This is a genomic window from Rhizobium sp. A22-96 (genome assembly GCF_053521805.1).
Genome location: NZ_JBNWDQ010000003.1, coordinates 648,487 through 669,365, shown reverse-complemented (window position 1 = coordinate 669,365; position 20,879 = coordinate 648,487). Strand labels below are relative to the sequence as shown.

General features: G+C 59.8%; 21 protein-coding genes and 1 tRNA gene. 9 read left to right on the top strand and 13 right to left on the bottom strand.

Annotation, left to right across the window (positions count from 1 at the left end; all coding sequences use genetic code 11):
* Positions 1–120 precede the first annotated feature (120 nt).
* Positions 121–2,988: an Rne/Rng family ribonuclease gene (locus ACQZ6F_RS16000; RefSeq protein ID WP_449093392.1), complete on the top strand. Its 2,868-nt coding sequence runs from the start codon at positions 121–123 to the stop codon at positions 2,986–2,988.
* Positions 2,989–3,228: 240 nt separating this feature from the next.
* Here the strand turns inward: ACQZ6F_RS16000 and ACQZ6F_RS15995 are convergent, their stop codons facing one another.
* Positions 3,229–4,386 carry a pyridoxal phosphate-dependent aminotransferase gene (locus tag ACQZ6F_RS15995; protein ID WP_449093393.1) on the bottom strand — a complete coding sequence of 386 codons (1,158 nt, stop codon included), beginning with the start codon at positions 4,384–4,386 and terminating at the stop codon, positions 3,229–3,231.
* Positions 4,387–4,598: 212 nt separating this feature from the next.
* Here ACQZ6F_RS15995 and ACQZ6F_RS15990 point away from each other — a divergent pair, with 212 nt between their 5' ends.
* The 6 genes from ACQZ6F_RS15990 (at position 4,599) to ACQZ6F_RS15965 (ending at position 9,497) form a co-directional block, all read left to right on the top strand.
* Positions 4,599–5,366 (top strand): DsbA family protein, encoded by a 768-nt coding sequence (locus ACQZ6F_RS15990; protein ID WP_449093394.1) that lies wholly within the window; start codon positions 4,599–4,601, stop codon positions 5,364–5,366.
* A gap of 184 nt (positions 5,367–5,550) precedes the next feature.
* On the top strand, positions 5,551–5,988 hold the full coding sequence (gene aroQ / locus ACQZ6F_RS15985; protein ID WP_077472753.1) for a type II 3-dehydroquinate dehydratase: 438 nt from the start codon (positions 5,551–5,553) through the stop codon (positions 5,986–5,988).
* A gap of 24 nt (positions 5,989–6,012) precedes the next feature.
* Positions 6,013–6,483, top strand: coding sequence for an acetyl-CoA carboxylase biotin carboxyl carrier protein (accB, locus tag ACQZ6F_RS15980; RefSeq protein ID WP_077472754.1), 471 nt, complete (start codon positions 6,013–6,015; stop codon positions 6,481–6,483).
* 4 nt (positions 6,484–6,487) lie between these two features.
* Positions 6,488–7,840 carry an acetyl-CoA carboxylase biotin carboxylase subunit gene (gene accC / locus ACQZ6F_RS15975; RefSeq protein WP_174071182.1) on the top strand — a complete coding sequence of 451 codons (1,353 nt, stop codon included), beginning with the start codon at positions 6,488–6,490 and terminating at the stop codon, positions 7,838–7,840.
* A 3-nt stretch (positions 7,841–7,843) separates the two neighbouring features.
* Entirely contained in the window at positions 7,844–8,467 is a 624-nt protein-coding gene (gene aat, locus ACQZ6F_RS15970) for a leucyl/phenylalanyl-tRNA--protein transferase (RefSeq protein WP_449093395.1), read from the top strand.
* A 70-nt stretch (positions 8,468–8,537) separates the two neighbouring features.
* The gene (locus tag ACQZ6F_RS15965) at positions 8,538–9,497 is read left to right on the top strand and encodes a DUF2167 domain-containing protein (protein ID WP_449093396.1); all 960 of its coding nucleotides are present in this window, start codon (positions 8,538–8,540) and stop codon (positions 9,495–9,497) included.
* 236 nt (positions 9,498–9,733) lie between these two features.
* Here the strand turns inward: ACQZ6F_RS15965 and ACQZ6F_RS15960 are convergent, their stop codons facing one another.
* Positions 9,734–9,988, bottom strand: coding sequence for a hypothetical protein (locus ACQZ6F_RS15960; RefSeq protein WP_246662695.1), 255 nt, complete (start codon positions 9,986–9,988; stop codon positions 9,734–9,736).
* Between ACQZ6F_RS15960 and ACQZ6F_RS15955 the strand changes: the two genes are divergently transcribed.
* A complete protein-coding gene (locus ACQZ6F_RS15955) occupies positions 9,918–10,469 on the top strand; it encodes a DUF1062 domain-containing protein (protein WP_449093397.1) in 552 nt (183 codons plus the stop codon). The two genes, ACQZ6F_RS15960 and ACQZ6F_RS15955, sit on opposite strands and share 71 nt — an antisense overlap.
* 67 nt (positions 10,470–10,536) lie before the next feature.
* On the opposite strand, the gene ACQZ6F_RS15950 is transcribed toward ACQZ6F_RS15955, so the two are convergent.
* The 6 genes from ACQZ6F_RS15950 to ACQZ6F_RS15925 form a co-directional block, all read right to left on the bottom strand.
* Positions 10,537–10,977 carry a DUF2155 domain-containing protein gene (locus ACQZ6F_RS15950; RefSeq protein ID WP_068387775.1) on the bottom strand — a complete coding sequence of 147 codons (441 nt, stop codon included), beginning with the start codon at positions 10,975–10,977 and terminating at the stop codon, positions 10,537–10,539.
* A gap of 104 nt (positions 10,978–11,081) precedes the next feature.
* Positions 11,082–11,480 carry an NADH:ubiquinone oxidoreductase subunit NDUFA12 gene (locus tag ACQZ6F_RS15945; RefSeq protein ID WP_068386003.1) on the bottom strand — a complete coding sequence of 133 codons (399 nt, stop codon included), beginning with the start codon at positions 11,478–11,480 and terminating at the stop codon, positions 11,082–11,084.
* 105 nt (positions 11,481–11,585) lie between these two features.
* Positions 11,586–12,053 (bottom strand): GNAT family N-acetyltransferase, encoded by a 468-nt coding sequence (locus tag ACQZ6F_RS15940; RefSeq protein ID WP_449093398.1) that lies wholly within the window; start codon positions 12,051–12,053, stop codon positions 11,586–11,588.
* A gap of 20 nt (positions 12,054–12,073) precedes the next feature.
* Positions 12,074–12,577, bottom strand: coding sequence for a GNAT family N-acetyltransferase (locus ACQZ6F_RS15935; RefSeq protein WP_267549544.1), 504 nt, complete (start codon positions 12,575–12,577; stop codon positions 12,074–12,076).
* Between the two features lie 3 nt (positions 12,578–12,580).
* Entirely contained in the window at positions 12,581–14,086 is a 1,506-nt protein-coding gene (gene gatB, locus ACQZ6F_RS15930; protein ID WP_449093399.1) for an Asp-tRNA(Asn)/Glu-tRNA(Gln) amidotransferase subunit GatB, read from the bottom strand.
* An 87-nt stretch (positions 14,087–14,173) separates the two neighbouring features.
* Positions 14,174–14,683, bottom strand: a complete 510-nt coding sequence (locus tag ACQZ6F_RS15925; protein WP_077472762.1) for a GNAT family N-acetyltransferase — start codon at positions 14,681–14,683, stop codon at positions 14,174–14,176.
* Between the two features lie 300 nt (positions 14,684–14,983).
* Here ACQZ6F_RS15925 and ACQZ6F_RS15920 point away from each other — a divergent pair, with 300 nt between their 5' ends.
* Positions 14,984–15,241, top strand: a complete 258-nt coding sequence (locus tag ACQZ6F_RS15920; protein ID WP_077472763.1) for a YjhX family toxin — start codon at positions 14,984–14,986, stop codon at positions 15,239–15,241.
* A gap of 59 nt (positions 15,242–15,300) precedes the next feature.
* On the opposite strand, the gene ACQZ6F_RS15915 is transcribed toward ACQZ6F_RS15920, so the two are convergent.
* From ACQZ6F_RS15915 to gatA, 5 genes are all read right to left on the bottom strand, one after another.
* Complete coding sequence (locus tag ACQZ6F_RS15915; RefSeq protein WP_449093400.1) at positions 15,301–17,301, bottom strand: DUF4139 domain-containing protein; 2,001 nt, start codon at positions 17,299–17,301, stop codon at positions 15,301–15,303.
* Between the two features lie 158 nt (positions 17,302–17,459).
* Complete coding sequence (locus ACQZ6F_RS15910) at positions 17,460–18,605, bottom strand: slipin family protein (RefSeq protein ID WP_449093401.1); 1,146 nt, start codon at positions 18,603–18,605, stop codon at positions 17,460–17,462.
* Positions 18,606–18,664: 59 nt separating this feature from the next.
* Positions 18,665–18,880 (bottom strand): hypothetical protein, encoded by a 216-nt coding sequence (locus ACQZ6F_RS15905; protein WP_449093402.1) that lies wholly within the window; start codon positions 18,878–18,880, stop codon positions 18,665–18,667.
* A gap of 64 nt (positions 18,881–18,944) precedes the next feature.
* A tRNA-Ile gene (locus ACQZ6F_RS15900) sits at positions 18,945–19,012 on the bottom strand.
* Between the two features lie 354 nt (positions 19,013–19,366).
* On the bottom strand, positions 19,367–20,848 hold the full coding sequence (gene gatA / locus ACQZ6F_RS15895; protein WP_449093403.1) for an Asp-tRNA(Asn)/Glu-tRNA(Gln) amidotransferase subunit GatA: 1,482 nt from the start codon (positions 20,846–20,848) through the stop codon (positions 19,367–19,369).
* Between the last annotated feature and the right edge of the window lie 31 nt (positions 20,849–20,879).

Sequence of the window (20,879 nt, the reverse complement as noted above, 5' to 3'; positions counted from 1 at the left end):
ACCGCCGAATAACCAATCGCGACTTTCATTATCCGGTGCAGCAACGGTGGAACATATCCGGCTTGTCCATGTGACAGGCAGGCTCCCTTCCGGTTGCCGGCGCCGAGGAGCACAGCTTTCATGGCAGACAAAATGCTTATCGATGCGTCTCACGAGGAAGAGACGCGCGTCGTTGTCGTTCGCGGGAACCGCATAGAAGAATTTGACTTCGAGTCCCAGCACAAGAAGCAGATACGCGGCAACATCTATCTCGCAAAAGTAACCAGGGTCGAACCCTCGCTGCAGGCCGCTTTCGTTGATTACGGCGGTAATCGGCATGGCTTTCTGGCCTTTGCGGAAATTCACCCCGACTATTATCAAATCCCCCTCGCCGACCGGCAGGCGCTGCTGAGAGCCGAAGCCGAGGAACATCGCCGCGACGACGATGTCGAGCATGTGGAAACCGCGCTCGATCTTTCGCAGCAGGAACAGCCGGATATCGGCATCCATGCCAAGGAGAGCGAAGAGGCTGCCGTGTCTGCGGCGATCGCAGAAGAGGCGCCTGCCCCAGAAGCAGCCGCTCCCGTCGATGAGGCTCCGGCCAAGAAGGCAGCGAAGCCGCGCCGCAGCCGCAAGAAGGTAGTCGCCGCCGAAGAAGCGCCCCCTGCCGAGGCCAAGGTCGACGCACCCGGCGACGACGAGGAAGGTCCTTCCGGCGAGATGGCCGCGATGGTCGAAACCGATTCGATTTCCGAAGATGTCGACCTTTCCAAGCGTCGCCATGACGACGACGACGATGATCACGACCACGAAGAGGAAGTGATCGAGTCGGTCGGCGCCGAAGACGCGATGGAAGAGGTTCCGGACCGCGTGCAGCGCAAGCCGCGCAAGCAGTATCGTATTCAGGAAGTCATCAAGCGCCGGCAGATCCTGCTGGTGCAGGTGGCCAAGGAAGAGCGCGGCAACAAGGGTGCGGCGCTGACGACCTATCTCTCGCTCGCAGGCCGCTATTCGGTTCTGATGCCGAACACGGCGCGCGGCGGCGGTATTTCCCGCAAGATCACCAATCCGCAGGACCGCAAGCGCCTGAAGGAAATCGCCAAGCTGCTCGAAGTGCCGCAGGGCATGGGCGTGATCCTGCGCACCGCCGGTGCCAACCGCACCAAGGTTGAGGTCAAGCGCGACTTTGAATATCTGATGCGCCTGTGGGAAAACGTCCGCACGCTGACGCTGGCGTCGACCGCTCCCTGCCTCGTCTATGAAGAAGGCAGCCTGATCAAGCGCTCGATCCGCGACCTCTACAACAAGGATATCGGCGAAGTCATCGTTTCCGGCGAGGAAGGCTATCGTGAAGCCAAAGACTTCATGAAGATGCTGATGCCGAGCCATGCCAAGGTGGTTCAGCCCTATCGCGACATCCACCCGATCTTCTCGCGCTCCGGCATCGAAGCGCAGCTCGACCGCATGCTGCAGCCGCAGGTGACGCTGAAATCCGGCGGCTACCTGATCATGAACCAGACGGAAGCGCTGGTTTCGATCGACGTGAACTCCGGCCGCTCGACCCGCGAGCATTCGATCGAGGACACCGCGCTCCAGACGAACCTCGAGGCCGCCGATGAAGTGGCCCGCCAGCTTCGCCTGCGCGACCTTGCCGGCCTGATCGTCATCGACTTCATCGACATGGAAGAAAAGCGCAACAATCGCGCCGTCGAGAAGAAGCTGAAGGAATGCCTGAAGAACGATCGCGCCCGCATCCAGGTCGGCCGCATCTCGCATTTCGGCTTGCTGGAAATGTCGCGCCAGCGCATCCGCGCATCGGTTCTCGAAAGCACCACGCAGATCTGCTCGCATTGCGGCGGAACCGGCCATGTGCGCTCGCAGTCGTCCGTCGCGCTGCACGTCCTGCGCGGCATCGAGGAATATCTCCTCAAGAACACGACGCACGACATCACCGTGCGCACGACGCCGGACATTGCGCTGTACCTGCTGAACCACAAGCGCCAGACGATCGTCGATTACGAAACCCGCTTCGGCGTCGCCATCATTATCGGTGCCGATAATTCCGTTGGTACCCAGCACTTCGCGATCGACCGCGGCGAGCCGGTGGCCAATCCGGTCAAGATCGAAAGCCTGTTCAACTTCGCTGCAATCCCCGAGGACGATGACGACGATATCGTCATCGAGGCCGACGAGGAAGAAGACGAAGAGCTGGAAGAAAAGGCTGCAGCGACCGAACAGCAGCCGGCGGCCCGCTCCGAAAGCAATGAGAATGGCCGCAAGCGCAAGCGTCGTCGCCGCCGTCGCGGACGTGGCAATGACACCCAGACTGCCTCCGGCTCCGACGATACCTCCGCGAGCGATGCCGCCGAGGACGGAGAAGAAGGTGACGAGGATGAAGATGACGTCAATGCTGACGCCGCCGCATCCTCCGATGATGACGATGCACAGCAGAAGCGCAAGCGCCGTCGTCGCGGCAAGCGCGGCGGTCGCCGCAACCGTGAAAACGAGGGTGGCGAACAGGGTGCAAATGGCGAATCCGGCTCGGCCGAAGCGCTTGAAGCCAAGGGTGATGACGAGAACGAAACGACTGTAACGGTCGCTGAAATCGCCGTCTCCGAAGCCGAAGCTGCTGTCGAAGCTCAGCCGGCCATGGCAGCCGTCGAGACGGCCGCCAGCGTTACCGAGGATGTGAAGCCTGCGAAGGGCCGCAGCCGCCGCAAGCCCAAAGCCGTCGAAGCATCGCCTGTCGAGACACCGATCGTGGAGGAAGCTCCTGCGGCCGACATCGAAACCGAGACGGTTGCCGAGATCACCGAAGCCCTTGATAGCGCCGTGGAACCGGCCGCTGTCGACGAACAAGCCAAGCCGGCGCGCGCCAACCGCGAGTCCAACGTCTCGTCCTCCGAGCCGGTGGTCAAATCCACCCGCACCAATGAGGGCGGCGATGGCGACAGCGATCCGACCAAGCCGAAGAAGGCCGGCTGGTGGCAGCGCCGCGGTTTCTTCTGAACATTGTTGTTCGGAACGAATAAATAAAAACCGGCCGTGACGACACGGCCGGTTTTTCTGTTTTGAAGAACAATAAGAGCGACGCCAATCTTCTAAGCTCGGCGACAATACCCGCCACACCCCACCCTGAAGAGTGTGGTCGGCCTATGGCCCAAAGAGGTAAGCCCATTACCTCGCAGTTTGATTCAAGTTCTTACCAGCGGATCTTCAAAAGCCGCCACAAGTCTTTGATCCCGGATTCTATTTCAGCCAAGCCGCCATGCGTTCGGTCGCTTCCTCGATCTCGGCATTCGAGCCGGCATAGGAGAAGCGTATGGCGCGATGCCCTTCGAGCGGGTCGAAATCAAGACCCGGCGTGGCGGCAACATTGATTTCCGCCAGCATCTTGCGGGCGAAGGCCATGCTGTCATTGGTGAAGCGGCTGACATCGGCATAGGCGTAGAAAGCGCCATCCATTGGCGAGGCAATTCGAAAGCCGATCTCCGGCAGGCGACGCATCAGGAAATCGCGGTTGCGACCATAGCTGTCGCGATAGCTGTCCAGCTCCTCCCCCGCGCCAAGGGCTGCTTCGGCGGCGATCTGGGAAAGTTCCGGTGCAGAGATGTAGAGGCTTTGGGCGACACGTTCGATGGGACGCACCAGTCGCTCCGGCAACACCATCCAGCCGATGCGCCAGCCGGTCATGCAGTAATATTTCGAAAAGGAGTTGATGATGATCGCCTCGTCGGTCAGCTCCAGGGCGCTTGTCTCTTCGCCGACAAAGGTGAGCCCGTGATAGATCTCGTCGGAGATGAAGGCGATGGAACGATCCGAGCAATAATCGGCGAGTGCCTTCAGCGCTGCCCTGCCCGTCACTGTCCCCGTCGGATTGGCGGGGCTGGCGAGCAGTACGCCCTTCAGCCGTTTGCCGCTGGCGATCTGCGCAGCCTCAAGGCTTTCCGGCGTCAGCGTGAATTGCGTTTCCTCGCTCACCGGAACTTCTACAACATCGAGCCCCAATGCGGCTAGGATATTGCGATAGGCGGGGTATCCCGGACGGGCGATGGCGACGCTATCGCCGGCATCGAACAGGGTGAGGAAGGCGAGATTGAAACCCGCCGACGAGCCTGTGGTGATGGCGATGCGCTTGGGGTCGACCGACAGGCTGTGGCGCGTCTTGTAGTGCGCGGAGAGCGCCTGCCGCAGCGCAAGAGTACCGAGCGAATCCGTGTAGCCAATGCGGCCGTGACCAAGCGCTGCGCGCGCCGCTTCAAGCGCCGCCTGGGGCGTCGGGTGAGACGGCTGGCCGACAGCCATGGAAATGACGGGATGCCCGGCCTGACGCCGCAGCGTCGCCTCGGCCAGCACATCCATGGCATGGAAAGGTTCGACGTCGCTGCGCTTGGATAGGGAAAACAAGATCAATTCTCTCTCGGATGGGATTGCCATGCGACATTTGCCGCAATATCCGGCCGTTCACAATCCTGCGATTGCGGCTTTGTCGCGAAAATTCCTGTTTCTGGAAATAAGCATGCGCCGTAAATTGCCCATGCATATTTGCGGATGTTAACCCGACGGTGCTATGCCGCATCTGAAAATGAAGTCTCCGCATAGATCCAAACGAGGACCCAATGACCTTTTCTTTCAAAAGCCTGCTGACGGTTTCGGCGATTGCCCTTACAGCATCCTTCGCCGCAATCCAGCCCGCTGCCGCACTGGACGATCAGCAGAAGAAGGAAATCGGGGAGTTCATCAAGGAATACCTCGTCGAGCATCCGGAAGTTCTGCTGGACGCGCAGGCGGCACTTGAGAAGAAGCAGGACGAGGCCCGCCTCACTCAGTCGGCCCAGCTGATTGCCCAGAACAAGGATGCTATCTTCAACTCAAAGGATGACGTCGCCATCGGCAATCCGAAGGGCAGCATCACGGTAGTCGAATTCTTCGATTACAATTGCACCTATTGCCGGCATGCGCTGGGGGATATGGACACCTTGCTGAAGCAGGACAAGGACGTGCGTTTCGTCCTGAAGGAGTTCCCGATCCTCGGGGCGGATTCGGTCGCCGCATCGCGGGTTTCCGATGCCTTCCGCAAGCTCGCACCTGAAAAATACGCCCAGTTCCACCATGCGCTTCTGGGAAGCGATAGCCGTGCGTCGGAAGATAGTGCCATCGAGGTTGCCACCTCCCTCGGCGTCACCGAAGCGGCCATTCGCGCGGAAATGGCCAAGAGCCCGAACAACGACATGATCAAGGCGACCTACCAGCTCGCGACCGATCTGAACGTCACGGGTACGCCGGCCTATGTCATTGGCAATGAAACGATTTCGGGCGCGATCGGGCTCGAAGCCATTCAGCAGAAGATTGCCAACGTCCGCAGCTGCGGCAAGACCAGCTGCTGAGAACCGCATCTCCGCGTCGCGTACTGCTTTTGAGGCCTCATCGAAACCGCACCGATTTCGATGGGGCTCAAAATCGCCAAAATCGCGGCGTTTCCACATCTAGAGACGCGCAACCTTCGCTGCGGGGCTTTCCTATAAGGCCTCGGGAGTCTATAGGTTGCGCTGCACTTAGACGGAACCACTGATGGCGCAAACTATTTTTGTCCTCAACGGACCCAATTTGAACGCTCTCGGCAAGCGCGAGCCGGGCATCTATGGCGGCAAGACGCTGAAGGATATCGAGGCAGACTGTAAGTCCGCCGGCGAAAGCCTGGGCTTCACCATCGATTTCCGCCAAAGCAATCACGAAGGCGTGCTGGTCGACTGGATGCATGAGGCAGGAGATACTGCCGCCGGCGTTGCGATCAATCCCGGCGCCTACGGTCACACGTCGATCGCGCTGCATGATGCAATCCGCGCTATTTCGGTTCCCGTGGTGGAGGTGCATATCTCCAATATCCACGCCCGCGAAGAATTCCGGCACAAATCGATGATCGCGCCCGCTGCCAAGGGCATGATCTGCGGTTTCGGACCTTATAGTTACATCCTGGCGCTTCATGCGCTGAAATCCATCACCCAATAACAAAAATACAGGGCAAGAAATCCAATGGCTGAAAAGAAATCGGGTATCGACCAGGCGCTGATCCGCGATCTCGCCAATATTCTCAATGACACGGATCTCACCGAGATCGAAGTCGAGCAAGAAGATCTGCGCATCCGCGTGTCCCGCGCCGGCAACGTGCAATATGTTCAGGCGCCCGTCGGGACACCCGCGGCGTTTGCCGCTCCTGCCGCCGCTGCACCGGCTGCCGCAGCAGCACCTGCAGGCAAGACGCGCAATCCTGACAACCTCGTCAGCGCGCCCATGGTCGGCACCGCCTACCTGGCGCCGGCACCGGGCTCGGCCGCCTTCATCCAGGTCGGCTCCGTGGTCAAGGAAGGCCAGACGCTGCTGATCATCGAAGCCATGAAGACGATGAACCAGATCCCTGCGCCCAAGTCCGGCACGGTGACCGAGATCGTCGTTCAGGACGGACGCCCGGTCGAATACGGCGAACCTCTTGTCGTCATCGAGTAAGCCCATGCCAATGATTTCGAAGATTCTCATAGCCAATCGCGGAGAGATCGCCCTGCGGGTGCTGCGCGCCTGCAAGGAACTCGGCATTGCCAGCGTCGCGGTGCATTCCACCGCCGACGCCGATGCGATGCATGTACGGCTTGCGGATGAGAGCGTTTGCATCGGCCCGCCGCCGTCTCGCGAAAGCTATCTCAACATCCACCAGATCGTTGCCGCCTGTGAGATCACAGGCGCCGACGCCGTGCATCCCGGCTATGGTTTCCTTTCGGAAAATGCCAAGTTCGCCGATATTCTTGATGCGCATGGCATCACCTTCATCGGCCCGACGGCGGATCATATCCGCATCATGGGCGACAAGATCACGGCCAAGACCACTGCATTGCAGCTCGGCATCCCGGTCGTTCCCGGTTCAGACGGCGAAGTGAAAACCGAGGCCGATGCGCTGAAGACGGCGCGCGAGATCGGCTATCCCGTGCTCATCAAGGCAACGGCTGGCGGCGGCGGCCGCGGCATGAAGGTGGCGCGCACGGAAGCGGACCTCGTCGAAGCATGGTCGACGGCACGCACCGAAGCCGGCGCCGCCTTCGGCAATGATTCCGTCTACATGGAAAAATACCTCGGCAAGCCGCGCCACATCGAAGTTCAGGTGTTCGGCGATGGCGAAGGAAATGCCGTCCATCTCGGCGAACGCGACTGCTCGCTGCAGCGCCGTCACCAGAAGGTGTGGGAAGAAGCCAACTCTCCGGCGCTCAACGTCGAACAGCGCATGAAGATCGGCCAGATCTGCGCCGACGCCATGAAGAAGCTGAAGTATCGCGGCGCCGGCACGATCGAGTTCCTCTACGAGAACGGCGAGTTCTATTTCATCGAAATGAACACCCGCCTGCAGGTCGAGCATCCGGTCACGGAAGCCATCACCGGCATCGATCTTGTGCACGAACAGATCCGCGTCGCCTCCGGCGGCGGCCTTTCGGTGACGCAGGATGAAGTGCATTTCCATGGCCACGCCATCGAATGCCGCATCAATGCGGAAGACGCGCGCACCTTCGTTCCCTCCCCCGGCACCATCACGCATTTCCATGCGCCGGGTGGGCTTGGCGTGCGTATCGATTCGGGCGCCTATCAGGGCTACAAGATCCCGCCCTACTACGACAGCCTGATCGGCAAGCTGATCGTGCATGGCCGCACCCGCGTCGAATGCATGATGCGCCTGCGCCGCGCGCTCGACGAATTCGTCGTCGACGGCATCAAGACCACCCTGCCGCTGTTCCAGGATCTGGTTTCCAACCAGGATATCGCCAATGGCGACTATGATATCCACTGGCTGGAAGACTACCTGGCCAAGACATCGGCCTAGGCCGTGCCTGGTACGCGCAGCAGACATCCCGGCGTTACCCCGGAGATTTTGCTGCGCGCCTACTCCATCGGGCTCTTCCCCATGGCGGAATCGGCTGATGACCCGGAGATATTCTGGGTCGAGCCGGAAGTTCGCGGCGTCTTGCCGCTCGATGGCTTTCATGTCTCCAAAAGCCTTGCCAAGACGATCCGCCAGCAGCCTTTCGACATCCGCTTCAACACGGATTTCGGCGGCGTCATAGTAGCCTGTGCCGAGCAGACCAGCGGCCGGCCCAGCACCTGGATCAACCAGACGATCCGTTCCCTCTATATGACGCTGCACCATATCGGCCATGCGCATTCTGTCGAGGCCTGGGAGGGCGACAAGCTGGTCGGCGGCCTTTACGGTGTCTCGCTCGGCTCAGCGTTCTTCGGCGAGAGCATGTTCTCCCGCCGCACGGATGCTTCCAAGATCTGCCTTGTCTATCTGGTCGAGCGCTTGCGGCAACGCGGCTTCACCCTGCTTGACACCCAGTTCACCACCGAGCATTTGAAGACATTCGGCGCGATCGATGTGCCGAAGGACGGCTACTCAAAGATGCTCGAGAAGGCGATGGAATCGCCCAACTTAAGTTTTGCAAACGACTGAATTTTTCCGTCAATGAATTGATTCTAATCAAGAATGCCCTAAGTTGGCCTCGACAGCCGGGGGTAGTACATTGAAAAATTATCTTGCAATCGCCGTTCTCGCCGCTTTGGCAGCCACAACGCAGGCCGATGCCAAATCCTTCCACGACATGTTCGGCGCCGAGCCTCCGACAGGGCCTGCAGCCACAGCGCTGAAACAGCTGAACTTTCAGCAAGGCGCGATCAAGCTCTCAGCAGCAGATGCGACGCTGAACATTTCGGATCAGTTCTACTATCTCAATCCGGACGATACGAGGAAGGTACTGGTGCAACTCTGGGGCAATCCGGAGAGTGCCGCCGGCACCACCCTCGGCATGATCTTTCCGGCAAAATATCCGCCGACCGATCCGCACTCATGGGGTGCGGTCATCGACTATGATAAGAGTGGTCACGTCTCCGACGATGATGCCGCATCGACTGACTATAACGAAGTGCTGAAGCAGATCCAGGACGCGATCAAAGAGGCAAACCCGGAACGCGAGCAGCAGGGCTATGATCCGATCACGCTTGTCGGCTGGGCGGAGCCGCCGCATTACGACAAGGCAACGCACGCCCTGCACTGGGCGCGCGATCTGATCTTCGGCAAGGATCAGAACGGGGAGCATACGCTCAACTACTCCGTCCGCGTTCTCGGGCGCGAGGGCGTCACGGAACTCGATTTCATCGCCGGGCTCGATCAGTTGCAGGAAATCAACACCGCCATTCCAAGCGTCATCAACACCGTGCAGTATGACAGCGGCAAACGTTATGCCGATTTCGTCAATGGCGACAAGATCGCCGCCTACAGCATGGCGGGGATGATCGCGGCGGGCGCCGGCGTGAAGATTGCGGCGAAGCTTGGCTTCCTTGCCATCGTTCTGGGCTTCTTGAAGAGTTTTGGCGTCGCCCTTCTCGCGCTCAAGAAGGGACTGATCGTCGCCTTGGCGGGTGTGGTTGCCGCTGGCCGCAAGGTTCTCGGCATGTTTCGCCGCAAGGGAAACACGGACGCCTGAGACAATCCCGGCCTGAAGCTTTCGGGGCTTCAAACTACGGTTGTTATTTGCTATCGCTCAACGCGAAGAGCGTTGGTGCATAGAGGTTCCGCTTTGCCGTCGTAAATACCGGTCTCATCCAGTTTCACCCCGTGCATGGGTAGCCCAGCGCTGCCGATGTGCGATCATGTTCATCGGGTGGTGGCCTGAGACCGGTTTGGCATTGTCAAAACGCGCCCAGCGCAGCCATTGCTGTCTCAGCTCTTCAGCCGTCCCCGCAACATCGCCACACCGTGCCCGTAAAGGGCTTGTCCTGCCGCCAGCTTGGTGAACTTCCAGACGGAAGACCAAGACGGTATGTGCAATATTCTTCGGGTCCGATGGACCATTTCTCCCCAGACCGCACCCCAACCATGGATCGCCTGCAGCGGCTGTGGATGTTTGAAACCCTTCCGATCGAGCGGCAGGATCAGGCTCAATGCCAATGGCAGAAAGCTTGATGCCTGGCTCATCTACAAATGCACCGATTGCGACAAGACCTGGAACCGAACGCTCTTCGAGCGGCGGAACGTGCGTGACCTAGGTCAATCGACACTGGCCGCCTTGCAGGACAGCGATCCGGACTGGGTGCGGCTTCAGGAGTTCGATGTCGATGGACTGAAGCGATACGCACAGCGCATCGACTGGTCGCCCGATGCCGTTGTTCGGAAAGAGATGATCCGGCGCCTGGACGGTTGGACCACGCTTGAGATCGAGCTTGCGGCTGAGTGCGCCGCAAGCCTTCGCCTCGACCGGTTGCTAGCATCCGAGCTTACTATCTCACGACGGAGGCTTCAGACCCTGCATGAGGACGGCAAACTGAAGGTGCATTCGGGGCGCGGCGACGCCCTGCGTCATCGTATCAAGGCCGGAATGCGCATTGCCATCGATCTATCCGATGACGGGGATCGCGACGCGATCGCAGAAGCGGCCGCAAATCCGCAGGCTGAATAACAAAATGCCCGCGGGAGCCATGCTCCTGCGGGCTAGCCATTTTAGCCATAAATTCTCGGCAAGTTGATTATTTCGCGCCGGCAGTATCCGGCGCCGGCACGTCGGACTTCTGTTTGCACTCTTTCAGCCACACGTCGTAGATCGGATGCTCGACGGCGTTGAGGCCTGGGCTGTCGGCAAACATCCAGCCGGTGAAGATGCGACGGATACGGCGATCAAGCGTGATCTCATCGACCTCGACGAAACCATCCACCTTCTGCTGCTCGGTATCATCGCGCGAGTAGCAGGCACGCGGCGTCACCTGCAACGCGCCGAACTGGACGGTCTCGTTGATATAGACGTCGAAAGTGGTGATGCGACCGGTGATCTTGTCGAGGCCGGAAAAAACGGCGACAGGATTGGCAATGCGCGCCGCCTCTGCTGATGGAGCGGACAGGATACCGGCCAGGAGAGCAAGGCCCGCTCCCGCTATTGCACGCAAAGAAGCGCTCCGCGTGAAAAACGTCATATCCGCCACTCTCCGCTTGGTCTCGGTCAAAGCGCCGAGCAAGAGCCGGCATCTCTCGCGCCTAACGGCCAATTGTGGCCAAAGGACGAGCCGGCTCGCTATGCTCAGTTGCCCGGGGTCCAGGCGTCGTAGTCGCCCGTCACGCGCGGACGCTCGCCGGCAACAGCCAGCGAACCCGGCGGACGATAGGCTTGCGGAGTGCCGGTCTGGTTGGCGCGGTGCTCTTTCTGCCATTCCTTGGCGACGTAGTTTTCCTTGGTCGGGGGAACGTCGGTGCGGTGATGCATCCAGCCGTGCCAGCCCGGAGGAATCGCCGAAGCTTCCGCGTAACCCTTGTAGATTACCCAGCGCTTCTGGAGACCATAGGAGGACATGCCGCCTTCGTAATAGACATTGCCGAATTCATCCTCGCCAACGCGCTTGCCGAAACGCCAGGTCGCGAATCGCGTACCCATTGTCTGACCATTCCACCAGGTGAAGGTTTGTACGATGAAATTCCACATGTCTTTTCCTCGATACCCGCTGAGGGGCGAGCGATACCAGAATTCGATAGCTTGCTTATGCCGCCACGAGATCGGCTTGTCCAGTGATTCCGGCAGGAAACACGGTCATTTCAATGCCATCTTGAAACCGAGATGACTCGGCTTGAAGCCCAGTCTCTCATAGAAACGGTGGGCATCCTTGCGCTGAGCATTCGAGGTTAGCTGCACCAGCCGCATGCCGCGGCTTTTTGCCTCGTCGATGCAGAAATTGATCATCGCAGCACCTATCCCCTGCCCGCGCATATCCGAACGCGTCTGGACCGACTCGATAATCATCGCGGACGATCCCCGAGCATGCAACGAAGTGACGACGATCGTCTGGAAGGTGCCGACGATCTCGCCGGCAAGTTCGGCGGCATAGAGCGTCTGGTCCGAAGATGAGGCGACAGCGCGAAAGGCGCTGAGATAATCATCATAGGCGGAAGGATCAGTGGTATCGCCATGGCCACCCACCGCATCGGCGGCAAAAAGCGCTATCAAGGCAGGGAGATCAGATTCCAGCGCTTCGCGGATAACAAGGCGGGTATTTTCCATCTTAGACCTTGCTCGCCGCCCTAATTGTTCACCAGCGGCTTCTCAAACACCAGCGTCGGTATGCCCGATTGCCCCGGCCCGTTATTGTCAGCGCGGCCAACTTCGACAAAACCATGCGCCTTGTAGAAGGCGATCGCCGGCTCGTTTTGCGGATCGACTTCGAGCCGCATGATTTCTGCGTCCGGAAAGCAGGTTTCCAACTCGGCGAAGATGTCGCGGCCGACACCCTGCCGCTGATAGCGCGGGCCGACATAGAGCATGTGCAACATGACCGTCTTGGTCATTTCCGTGGACATGGCGGCATAACCCATGCCGCCAATTGCCCTGCCGTCGTCGGCGACGAGGAATTCGGCGTTCTTCTTCGCCAGCCGCGCCTTCAGCGATGCCAGAGAATGCCAGGAGGCATGCAGCTCGCTGACCTTGTCTGCCCCATAGATATGATCGTAGGTCGCATGCCAGGTTTCGCGCAGCAGAGCGCGGACCTTTTCCAGATCCTGCTCGCCGGCGGTGCGTACGAAGAACACCTGCTATTCCTCTTCGATGCCGAGCTTGGCTTTGACCAACGCCTGCACGGCCTGCGGGTTTGCCTTGCCACCCGTGGACTTCATCACCTGGCCGACGAACCAGCCGGCAAGGGTCGGCTTGGCCTTGACCTTGGCGACCTGGTCCGGGTTAGCGGCGATGATTTCGTCGACGGCCTTTTCGATGGCGCCGGTGTCGGTGACCTGCTTCATGCCGCGGGCCTCAACGATCTCAGCGGGATCGCCACCCTCGGTGAGGATGATCTCGAACAGATCCTTGGCGATCTTGCCGGAGATGGTCTCGGCCTTGATGAGGTCGATGATCGCGCCGAGCTGGGCGGGCGAAACCGGAGTCTCTTCAATGTCTTTGCCGATTCTGTTCAGAGCGCCCAGCAAGTCGTTGATCACCCAGTTGGCCGCCATCTTGCCGTCACGGCCGGCAGCGACCGCTTCGAAATAATCGGCGATCGCCTTTTCCGAGACGAGCACGGAGGCGTCGTAGATCGAAAGGCCGAGCTCACGAACGAAGCGCTCCTTCTTGTCGTCCGGCAGCTCAGGCAGATGCTTGGCTAGCTCGTTGACGAAGGCATCGTCGAATTCGAGCGGCAGCAGGTCAGGATCCGGGAAATAGCGGTAGTCATGCGCATCTTCCTTGGTGCGCAGCGATCGCGTCTCGCCCTTGTTCGGATCGAACAGGCGGGTTTCCTGGTCGATCGTGCCGCCATCCTCCAGAATGCCGATCTGCCGGCGTGCTTCGTATTCGATCGCCTGACCGATGAAGCGGATGGAGTTGACGTTCTTGATTTCGCAGCGCGTGCCGAATTCACCGCCCGGGCGGCGGACCGAAACGTTGACGTCGGCGCGCATGGAGCCCTCGTCCATGTTGCCGTCGCAGGTGCCGAGATAGCGCACGATCGAACGCAGCTTCGTCATATAGGCCTTCGCCTCGTCCGACGAGCGGATATCCGGCTTGGAGACGATTTCCATCAGCGCGACGCCGGAGCGGTTGAGATCCACATAAGACATGGTGGCGTGCTGGTCGTGCAGCGACTTGCCGGCATCCTGCTCCAGATGCAGACGTTCGATACCGATCTCGATATCTTCGAACTGGCCCTGACGGTCCGGGCCGAGCGAGATGACGATCTTGCCCTCGCCGACGATCGGGTCCTTGAACTGCGAGATCTGATAGCCCTGTGGCAGATCGGGATAGAAATAGTTCTTGCGGTCGAAGATCGAACGATTGTTGATCTGCGCCTTCAGGCCGAGACCGGTGCGCACGGCCTGCGCGACGCATTCCTCGTTGATGACGGGCAGCATGCCGGGCATGGCGGCATCGACGAGCGACACGTTGGAATTCTGCGGCTTGCCGAACTCGGTCGAGGCACCGGAGAAGAGCTTGGAATTGCTCAACACCTGGGCATGGACTTCCATGCCGATAACGATTTCCCAATCGCCGGTGGCACCGGGAATGAAGCGTTTCGGATCTGGCGTGCGGACGTCGACAAGGGTCATGGGAAGCTCTTGAAATGCTGTTCTTCTGAACTTTGTGAGGTAGAGCAATTGGCAAGATGGCGCAAGGCTTTCGGCACTGCCGGCGCGCTATATGCCGGGACCATAGGCGCCGTCGCCGTCCTCGACCAGCGCTTTCGAAAGTCCAATCGTCGGAACGTCGCTATCTAGCTTCGGCGAATAGACGATCGACAACCAGCGGATCTCGTAGCCGTGCGCCTTGAAGAAGCCGATCGCGTCGGCATTGCCGGCGTGCGTGTGAAGGGAGATCTTTTCCAGTCCCTGCTCGCGCACATCCTGCTCGATGCGTGCCAGCAGCGCTGAACCCAATCCCTGACGAAGAAACCCGGGATCGATCCAGAAATCGGAGATGGTCTCATCGAGCGCCTCACGCGCCGCCCAACCGACAACTTCCGCATTCAGTTCGATGATCGTGATCGTCAGCCACATATTGCGGGTGAAATTGGCAAAGGCGTCGCTGGCGCTCTCCAGAAGCTCACCCGAGCCTCCGATCGCGCCCATGGCCTTCTGCCAGGAGCGCACGCCTATACTCGCCAATACCTCGGTTTCACCCTCATGGGCATTGCGAATATGGATCATCAAGCCCCCGCCATTTCCGGTAGTAAAGCACCGGAGCGCGGCTTTTTCCAGCGGCGAGATTCGCGGTTGCACATCGCATTTCATACCGCAGATACGGTTGCGCTTGACTGCCGGGCGCAACCTGTTTTAAACACGGCGCCTCGACGGAGTTTTTATGTCCACCTTTTGTCAGACCCGGTAAAGGCCTCGCTCGCAAGTTCGCTTGCGTGCCAGGCCTGAAAAACGAAGCCCCGACTTCCCTCCAGGGAAGCTTCGGATCGTTTTGTTGCGCCCTATGGCGCATTACGGATTCTGACTCCAATGGATATTTCACGCGCGGAACAGCGCATTCTCCACCTGCTCGCTCAGGGCGGACGCATCGAACTCGAACGTACCGAAAAGAAGAAGATCGAGACCGCCAGTTGCTACACGCGCGACGGCTGGCTCTATCCCGATTTCGGGATTGAACTCTTTCGCAGGCTCAGACGGCTGAAGGCCATCCGGTCCACCGACGGTCAACCCTACCGGATCACGGAAAAGGGGCTGAAGCTGGTGAGGGCGCAGCTGGACAATCGATAGAGCAAGGACGAGAGCCGCCCGGTGAGGCGGCTCTCTCCAATAGGCGCTGCCGACCGCGATCAGAATGTTCTGATGATGTCAGTCACCTTGTCGCCGCGACGATCGCTTTCCTGCTGCACCGTATCGCGCCTTTCGTTCATCGAGGCAATTTGGTCCTCACTATCCGCCAGAGCCTTCAAATAGCGCTTTTTCAGATCGCTATTGTCGGGCACGGCGCCGAGATTGCGCCTTATCCGTTCCTGATCGTTGATGGTTTTCTCGATTTCGCTGTCGAGGCTCGCCAGTTCGTTCTGGATCGCGACCTGCCTTTTGCGCGCGTCTGCCAGATTTGTGAGCTTGTCCGTCAGCGCCTTGTCCTGTGTCGAGGCCGACCATCCGAGCAGCATGTCCGGTTCAACATCGACCAGGGCATAGCTATTGCTCTGAAGCTGCTCGTCGACTGCCGTCAGCGTCTTTTCCGTGCCAGCGGGCACGACCACCTTGAGCCGTTGATGCGTTGCAGTCTTGCCGAAGCTTTCGGCTGATGAGAACGCCCAGCCGTCCCGGATCGGATGTTCGATAATAACGGTCCGCTCGCCATCAAGCGCACCTGACACGGTGTATGTCGTCGTCTGGCGATATCTAACGGTGGCATTCATCACGCCATCGGAAACCTTGAGGGAGGCGATTTCCTCGGTCGGCGTCTGCTGTTCGCTGATCGATACCTTTCGATCGGTGGCAAAGCTGGCGAGGCGCGTGTCGTCCTTGGGCAGCGCCGACAGCTGGGAATCGCCGATATAGCCGGTTTTGCTATCGTAGAGGGTCAGAATGCCCGCCGGCAAGCTGACCCCGGTGGTGTTCTTCAGCATCACGGCGGCGATGGGATTGCGAAAGGCGCTGCCGGCCCGATACATGTCCACCATGTTGGCCTCGACATCCGCATCCTTGATCGGCACCGACAAGGTATCGCCATTGGCCAGATCGTAAGTTCCCGGAAGCTCGAAGGTAGCGGAAATATCGCTTTCGGTTGCCGCTGTTGGATTTCCGGCGGCAACTTGCATCGGTTCTGCCGGCCGCGCCAACTCGTCGGTCGCATAGGCCTGCGCATCCGCCATTCTTTTGGCCTCATAATGCATGGCCCCGGCGGGTGCAGGCGCCGCGGCGCTGGATGCCAGCCGCCGCCTGTTGGAGAGATCGCCGCTGTCCGGATCGGGGACATTGTTCGACGCCGTGTTGACAGGCACTTCCTGCCGCTCTCTCCAATAAAGCTGGTGCAGGCCCTGCTTCAGCGTCACCGGTTCGGCCGAGGTCAGCGTCAGCTTGATGCCCTTCCAATCCTCGCCGCTGGCATTTTCCAGCACCGTCCACGCCTGCAGGCGCGCCTTGTTATTTCCATCGATGACGACCTTGTAGGCCGTTTTCCAGATCGGTGACGGAACGACATAGGTGAGACCGATATCACCGCTGTTCTTCACGCCATTCACCTTGATATCGATGGCGCGGGTGCGATCGTTCTTGCCGCGGGCAATGGCTGCCGTCGCCTTGGCGAGCTTTGCCCTCGTATCGGGATCGTCAAAGCGGACGGACGCATCCTGGCCGAGCGCCAGCGTCTCCACCGCGCCATCCTTGTCGATGACGGTCAGCAGATAAGTCGATGTCTTCTCGTCGGCCTTCCTGGCCTCTATGCCGAGGATGCTTCCTTCAACGGTCTTGCCACCGCTGGTAACCGCCACCTTGGCGCCCTGCATCGATGTCAGAAGCGACGGCACGGAGGAGAGCGCTTCCAGACTGAATGGCAGGCCCTTGAATGTCTCTTGCAAGGGCTGCGGCCCTGCCAGCGACATGCCGGCCACCGAACCCGCGGACCCGTTGACCACAAGGCTCTTCAGGATATCGTCAACCTGATCGAGCGGCACCTCGATCTGGATCACGCCGTCGCTATTGATATCGGCCGCTCGCGAAACCTGGGCCAGACCGCCCGAGGACAGGGTAATGGATCGAATGGCCCCATTGTCGGCGGCCAGCACAATCGCTGGACATGACACGCTGAGGAGCAGGATCGCCGTGACTTGCTTGAGCATGAAGAGACCTTCCGATTCGGTTGCAGTGGACGAGACCAAGCGGCTCGCTGCAATTTATGATCGTATTTCGGTCCAAAGTGTGATGGCGCGTGGGCGGAATATTGGCACACGCAAAAGGGGCCGCGCGGATTTCCGGGCGGCCCTTCCTGTCAGTGGCATCAGATATCGCGAAGCTTGACGAGATCGTTCATCAAGCCGCTCGTGCCGTTGTGGATCGTCAGCTTATCCACCTTGCCGGCGATAGCTTCCAGAGCCTCGAGTTCCTTCAGGCGCAGCATGACCGGATGCTCCGCCATCACCTTCGCCGTGTTCAGCAACGAACGGGTGGCGTTCGTTTCCTCACGGCGGCGGATGACGTTGGCTTCCGCCTGCTTCTCGGCGGCAACCACCTGGTTCAGGATCTCACGCATATCGCCCGGCAGGATCACATCCTTCAGTTCGATATCCGAGATTTCCACACCGATCACCATCATGTCCTCGCGCACCTTTTCGGCCGCTTCGGCGTTGATGGAGACGCGGCGCTCCAGGATCTGGTCCAGCGTCATCGTGCCGAGCGTCCGGCGGAAAGCCAGTTGCAGAGCACGATAGAGCGCATCCGCAAAATCCTTGACGGAGCCAACGGCCTTGACCGGATCGACCACGCGGTAATCCGCGGAGATGTTGACACGGATCGTCACGCGATCCTTGGTCAGGAGTTCCTGCCCCGCAACATCGAGCGACTGACGCTTCAGATCGACGATCTTGACCTGCAGCGCCTTACCGACATTCCAGAAGGTATGCATGCCCGGATCGAGCGTCCGCAGGTAGATGCCCTCGACGAACAGCAGCCCCACCTGCCCTTCAAGCACGGCGTAGCTGCCGACGAACTCATGCTTCCGTGCCAGCCCAAGGCGACGCGCGAGGACTCGGTCGACGGATAGTTCGTCTGCGGTATCGACGCGTATTTCCTTCCACGGGCCTGCTTCCTTCCAGACAACAAGTTTCTGGCTCGGACCAAGTGTGGCGTAAATTGCGCCGTCGCGCTCGATGACGGCAACCTGGCCAACATCGGTACGGAATACGGCCAGATGATGCTCGGCAACCTCCGGGAGCTTTTCGAACAACGCCTTCTCGTAGACCGATGCAAAAACCGGATTGGTCAGATCGTAGCGGAAAACATCAAGGTTGTTGTGTCGGTTCGGCAATACATGCTGACCCGGCCCGAAAATGCCAAGAATCGTCCCCTTGTACAGGGCGACCAGACGTTCGTTTTCCTTAACGAGGACGCGCTTGCGTCCCAAGATCTTATCGAGAAATGTCATCATTGTTCCTACTCCTTCGGTATGCGCTACGTCATAGACCGATGTTCCTTTCGTGTTTCGTTTCATGTGCCGATCATCGAGATCCGGAGACCGGTGGCAGTGACGACGGGCGGATTTGCGAAGAGCGGGTTGCGCAGTATCCCGACGGCTTTGGAGGGCTTCCTCCTTGCTGGCCGGGGCACGGCGAAATCTTCATCACCAATCAAGCCCATAATCCCGGCGCTCGTCCATCTATCCGGCAATCCCTGGAGATTACGCGGATATCCGAACTTGCGCATTCCGGTCCCCGGACCGTCATTGGTAAACAGCTTTGCAGGCTGGTGCCGGCCTTTCGACCGGCGGTTGGAAAAGGATTCGAACCTTTGACAATCAGATTATAAGTCTGATGCTCTACCAAGCTGAGCTATCCATTTGGCTGGTGCAGCGGGATTCGAACCCACGACCTCCGGACGAACATCCGGTGCTCTACCTATCTGAGCTATACTCCAAAAGCCTTCCCGTCTCCCGACACGGCATTCGTATACAGAACGGCAAACCGCCTGCACGGGAGGAGCTTTGGAGCTCCAACCATCAACGCTCGCATCGGCACGACGACCGGGATTGCGCGTATAGCTCCAGTTTAGAATCGTTTCAAGGTAGAGAAATGAGCGTACACGCTTATGCACACGTGTTGTTGCAATTATAACACGACTTATTGATGTGCAGTTTGCTCTAGAAAGACCGCGCCGATCACTTGATCGGTGGCGGTCATAAAAAAGCGGTGCTTACCACCACTTCGCCGGCGTGAACTTGCCGGCGGCCTGTTCGATGACGTGGGCGGTCTTGAAGAGGGTTTCTTCCTCGAACGGCTTGCCGATGAGCTGGAGGCCGAGCGGCAGGCCCTTCGGGTCGAGGCCGGCGGGGACGGCGATGCCCGGCAGACCGGCCATGTTGACCGTCACCGTGAAGATGTCGTTGAGGTACATCTTCACCGGATCGGAAGCGAGGTCCTCGTCGGCGATGCCGAAGGCCGAGGACGGCGTGGCGGGCGTCAGGATGGCGTCGACGCCGGCGTTGAAGGCAAGCTCGAAATCGCGCTTGATCAGCGTGCGGACCTTCTGGGCGCGCAGGTAATAGGCGTCGTAATAGCCGGCCGACAGAACATACGTGCCGATCATGATGCGGCGCTTCACTTCCTGGCCGAAACCGGCAGCGCGCGTCTTCTCGTACATGTCGACGATATCCTTGCCGTCGACGCGCAGGCCGTAGCGGACGCCGTCATAGCGGGCGAGGTTCGAGGAGGCTTCGGCGGGCGCGACGATGTAGTAGGCCGGCAGAGCGTATTTCGTGTGCGGAAGCGAGATGTTGACGATCTCGGCACCGGCGTCCTTCAGCCAGGCAATACCCTGCTGCCAGAGCTTTTCGATCTCGTCCGGCATGCCATCGACGCGGTATTCGTTGGGGATACCGATCTTCATGCCCTTCAGCGACTGGCCGAGCGAGGCTTCATAGTCCGGCACGGCCAAGTCGACGGAGGTCGTGTCCTTGGCATCGACGCTTGCCATCGACTTCAGGAGGATGGCGGCGTCGCGCACGTCGCGGGCGATCGGGCCGGCCTGGTCGAGCGACGAGGCGAAGGCGACGATGCCCCAGCGCGAGCAGCGGCCGTAAGTCGGCTTGATACCGACGGTGCCGGTGAAGGCGGCCGGCTGGCGGATGGAGCCGCCGGTATCCGTGGCGGTGGCGCCGGCGCAAAGATGCGCGGCAACGGCAGCGGCCGAACCGCCCGACGAGCCGCCCGGAACGAGTTGCTGGTTGGTGCCTTCGGCGCGCCAGGGGTTGATGACCGGGCCGTAATAGGAGCTCTCGTTGGACGAGCCCATGGCGAATTCATCCATGTTGAGCTTGCCGAGCATAACGGCGCCGTCGTTCCAGAGGTTCTGCGTGACGGTCGATTCGTAGCGCGGCTGGAAACCGTCGAGGATGTGGCTGCAGGCCTGGGTGTGAATGCCTTCGGTGCCGAACAGGTCCTTGATCCCGAGCGGAATGCCTTCGAGCGCGCCGGCCTTGCCGGCTGCGAGGCGTGCATCCGAAGCCTTGGCCATGTCTAGCGCCTTTTCCGGCGTCACCTTGATATAGGCATTGATCTGACCGTTGGCCGCGTCGATCGCCGAAATATAGGCTTCGGTCAGTTCGGTGGCGGTAATCTGCTTGGCGCGCAGCTTGTCGCGGGCTTCGGCAATGGTCAGGCTGGTCAGTTCGCTCATTTTGTTTCGCTTCAGATCTGGAATTGGGCAA

What these genes read in the sequence shown, in the direction of transcription:
- ACQZ6F_RS16000 (WP_449093392.1), top strand. Translation starts at nt 121, where the DNA reads ATGGCAGACAAAATGCTTATCGATGCGTCTCACGAGGAAGAGACGCGC.
- ACQZ6F_RS15990 (WP_449093394.1), top strand. Translation starts at nt 4,599, where the DNA reads ATGACCTTTTCTTTCAAAAGCCTGCTGACGGTTTCGGCGATTGCCCTT.
- aroQ (WP_077472753.1), top strand. Translation starts at nt 5,551, where the DNA reads ATGGCGCAAACTATTTTTGTCCTCAACGGACCCAATTTGAACGCTCTC.
- accB (WP_077472754.1), top strand. Translation starts at nt 6,013, where the DNA reads ATGGCTGAAAAGAAATCGGGTATCGACCAGGCGCTGATCCGCGATCTC.
- accC (WP_174071182.1), top strand. Translation starts at nt 6,488, where the DNA reads ATGCCAATGATTTCGAAGATTCTCATAGCCAATCGCGGAGAGATCGCC.
- ACQZ6F_RS15960 (WP_246662695.1), bottom strand. Translation starts at nt 9,988, where the DNA reads ATGAGCCAGGCATCAAGCTTTCTGCCATTGGCATTGAGCCTGATCCTG.
- ACQZ6F_RS15950 (WP_068387775.1), bottom strand. Translation starts at nt 10,977, where the DNA reads ATGACGTTTTTCACGCGGAGCGCTTCTTTGCGTGCAATAGCGGGAGCG.
- ACQZ6F_RS15945 (WP_068386003.1), bottom strand. Translation starts at nt 11,480, where the DNA reads ATGTGGAATTTCATCGTACAAACCTTCACCTGGTGGAATGGTCAGACA.
- ACQZ6F_RS15940 (WP_449093398.1), bottom strand. Translation starts at nt 12,053, where the DNA reads ATGGAAAATACCCGCCTTGTTATCCGCGAAGCGCTGGAATCTGATCTC.
- gatB (WP_449093399.1), bottom strand. Translation starts at nt 14,086, where the DNA reads ATGACCCTTGTCGACGTCCGCACGCCAGATCCGAAACGCTTCATTCCC.
- ACQZ6F_RS15925 (WP_077472762.1), bottom strand. Translation starts at nt 14,683, where the DNA reads ATGATCCATATTCGCAATGCCCATGAGGGTGAAACCGAGGTATTGGCG.
- ACQZ6F_RS15920 (WP_077472763.1), top strand. Translation starts at nt 14,984, where the DNA reads ATGGATATTTCACGCGCGGAACAGCGCATTCTCCACCTGCTCGCTCAG.
- ACQZ6F_RS15915 (WP_449093400.1), bottom strand. Translation starts at nt 17,301, where the DNA reads ATGCTCAAGCAAGTCACGGCGATCCTGCTCCTCAGCGTGTCATGTCCA.
- ACQZ6F_RS15910 (WP_449093401.1), bottom strand. Translation starts at nt 18,605, where the DNA reads ATGATGACATTTCTCGATAAGATCTTGGGACGCAAGCGCGTCCTCGTT.
- ACQZ6F_RS15905 (WP_449093402.1), bottom strand. Translation starts at nt 18,880, where the DNA reads ATGCGCAAGTTCGGATATCCGCGTAATCTCCAGGGATTGCCGGATAGA.
- gatA (WP_449093403.1), bottom strand. Translation starts at nt 20,848, where the DNA reads ATGAGCGAACTGACCAGCCTGACCATTGCCGAAGCCCGCGACAAGCTG.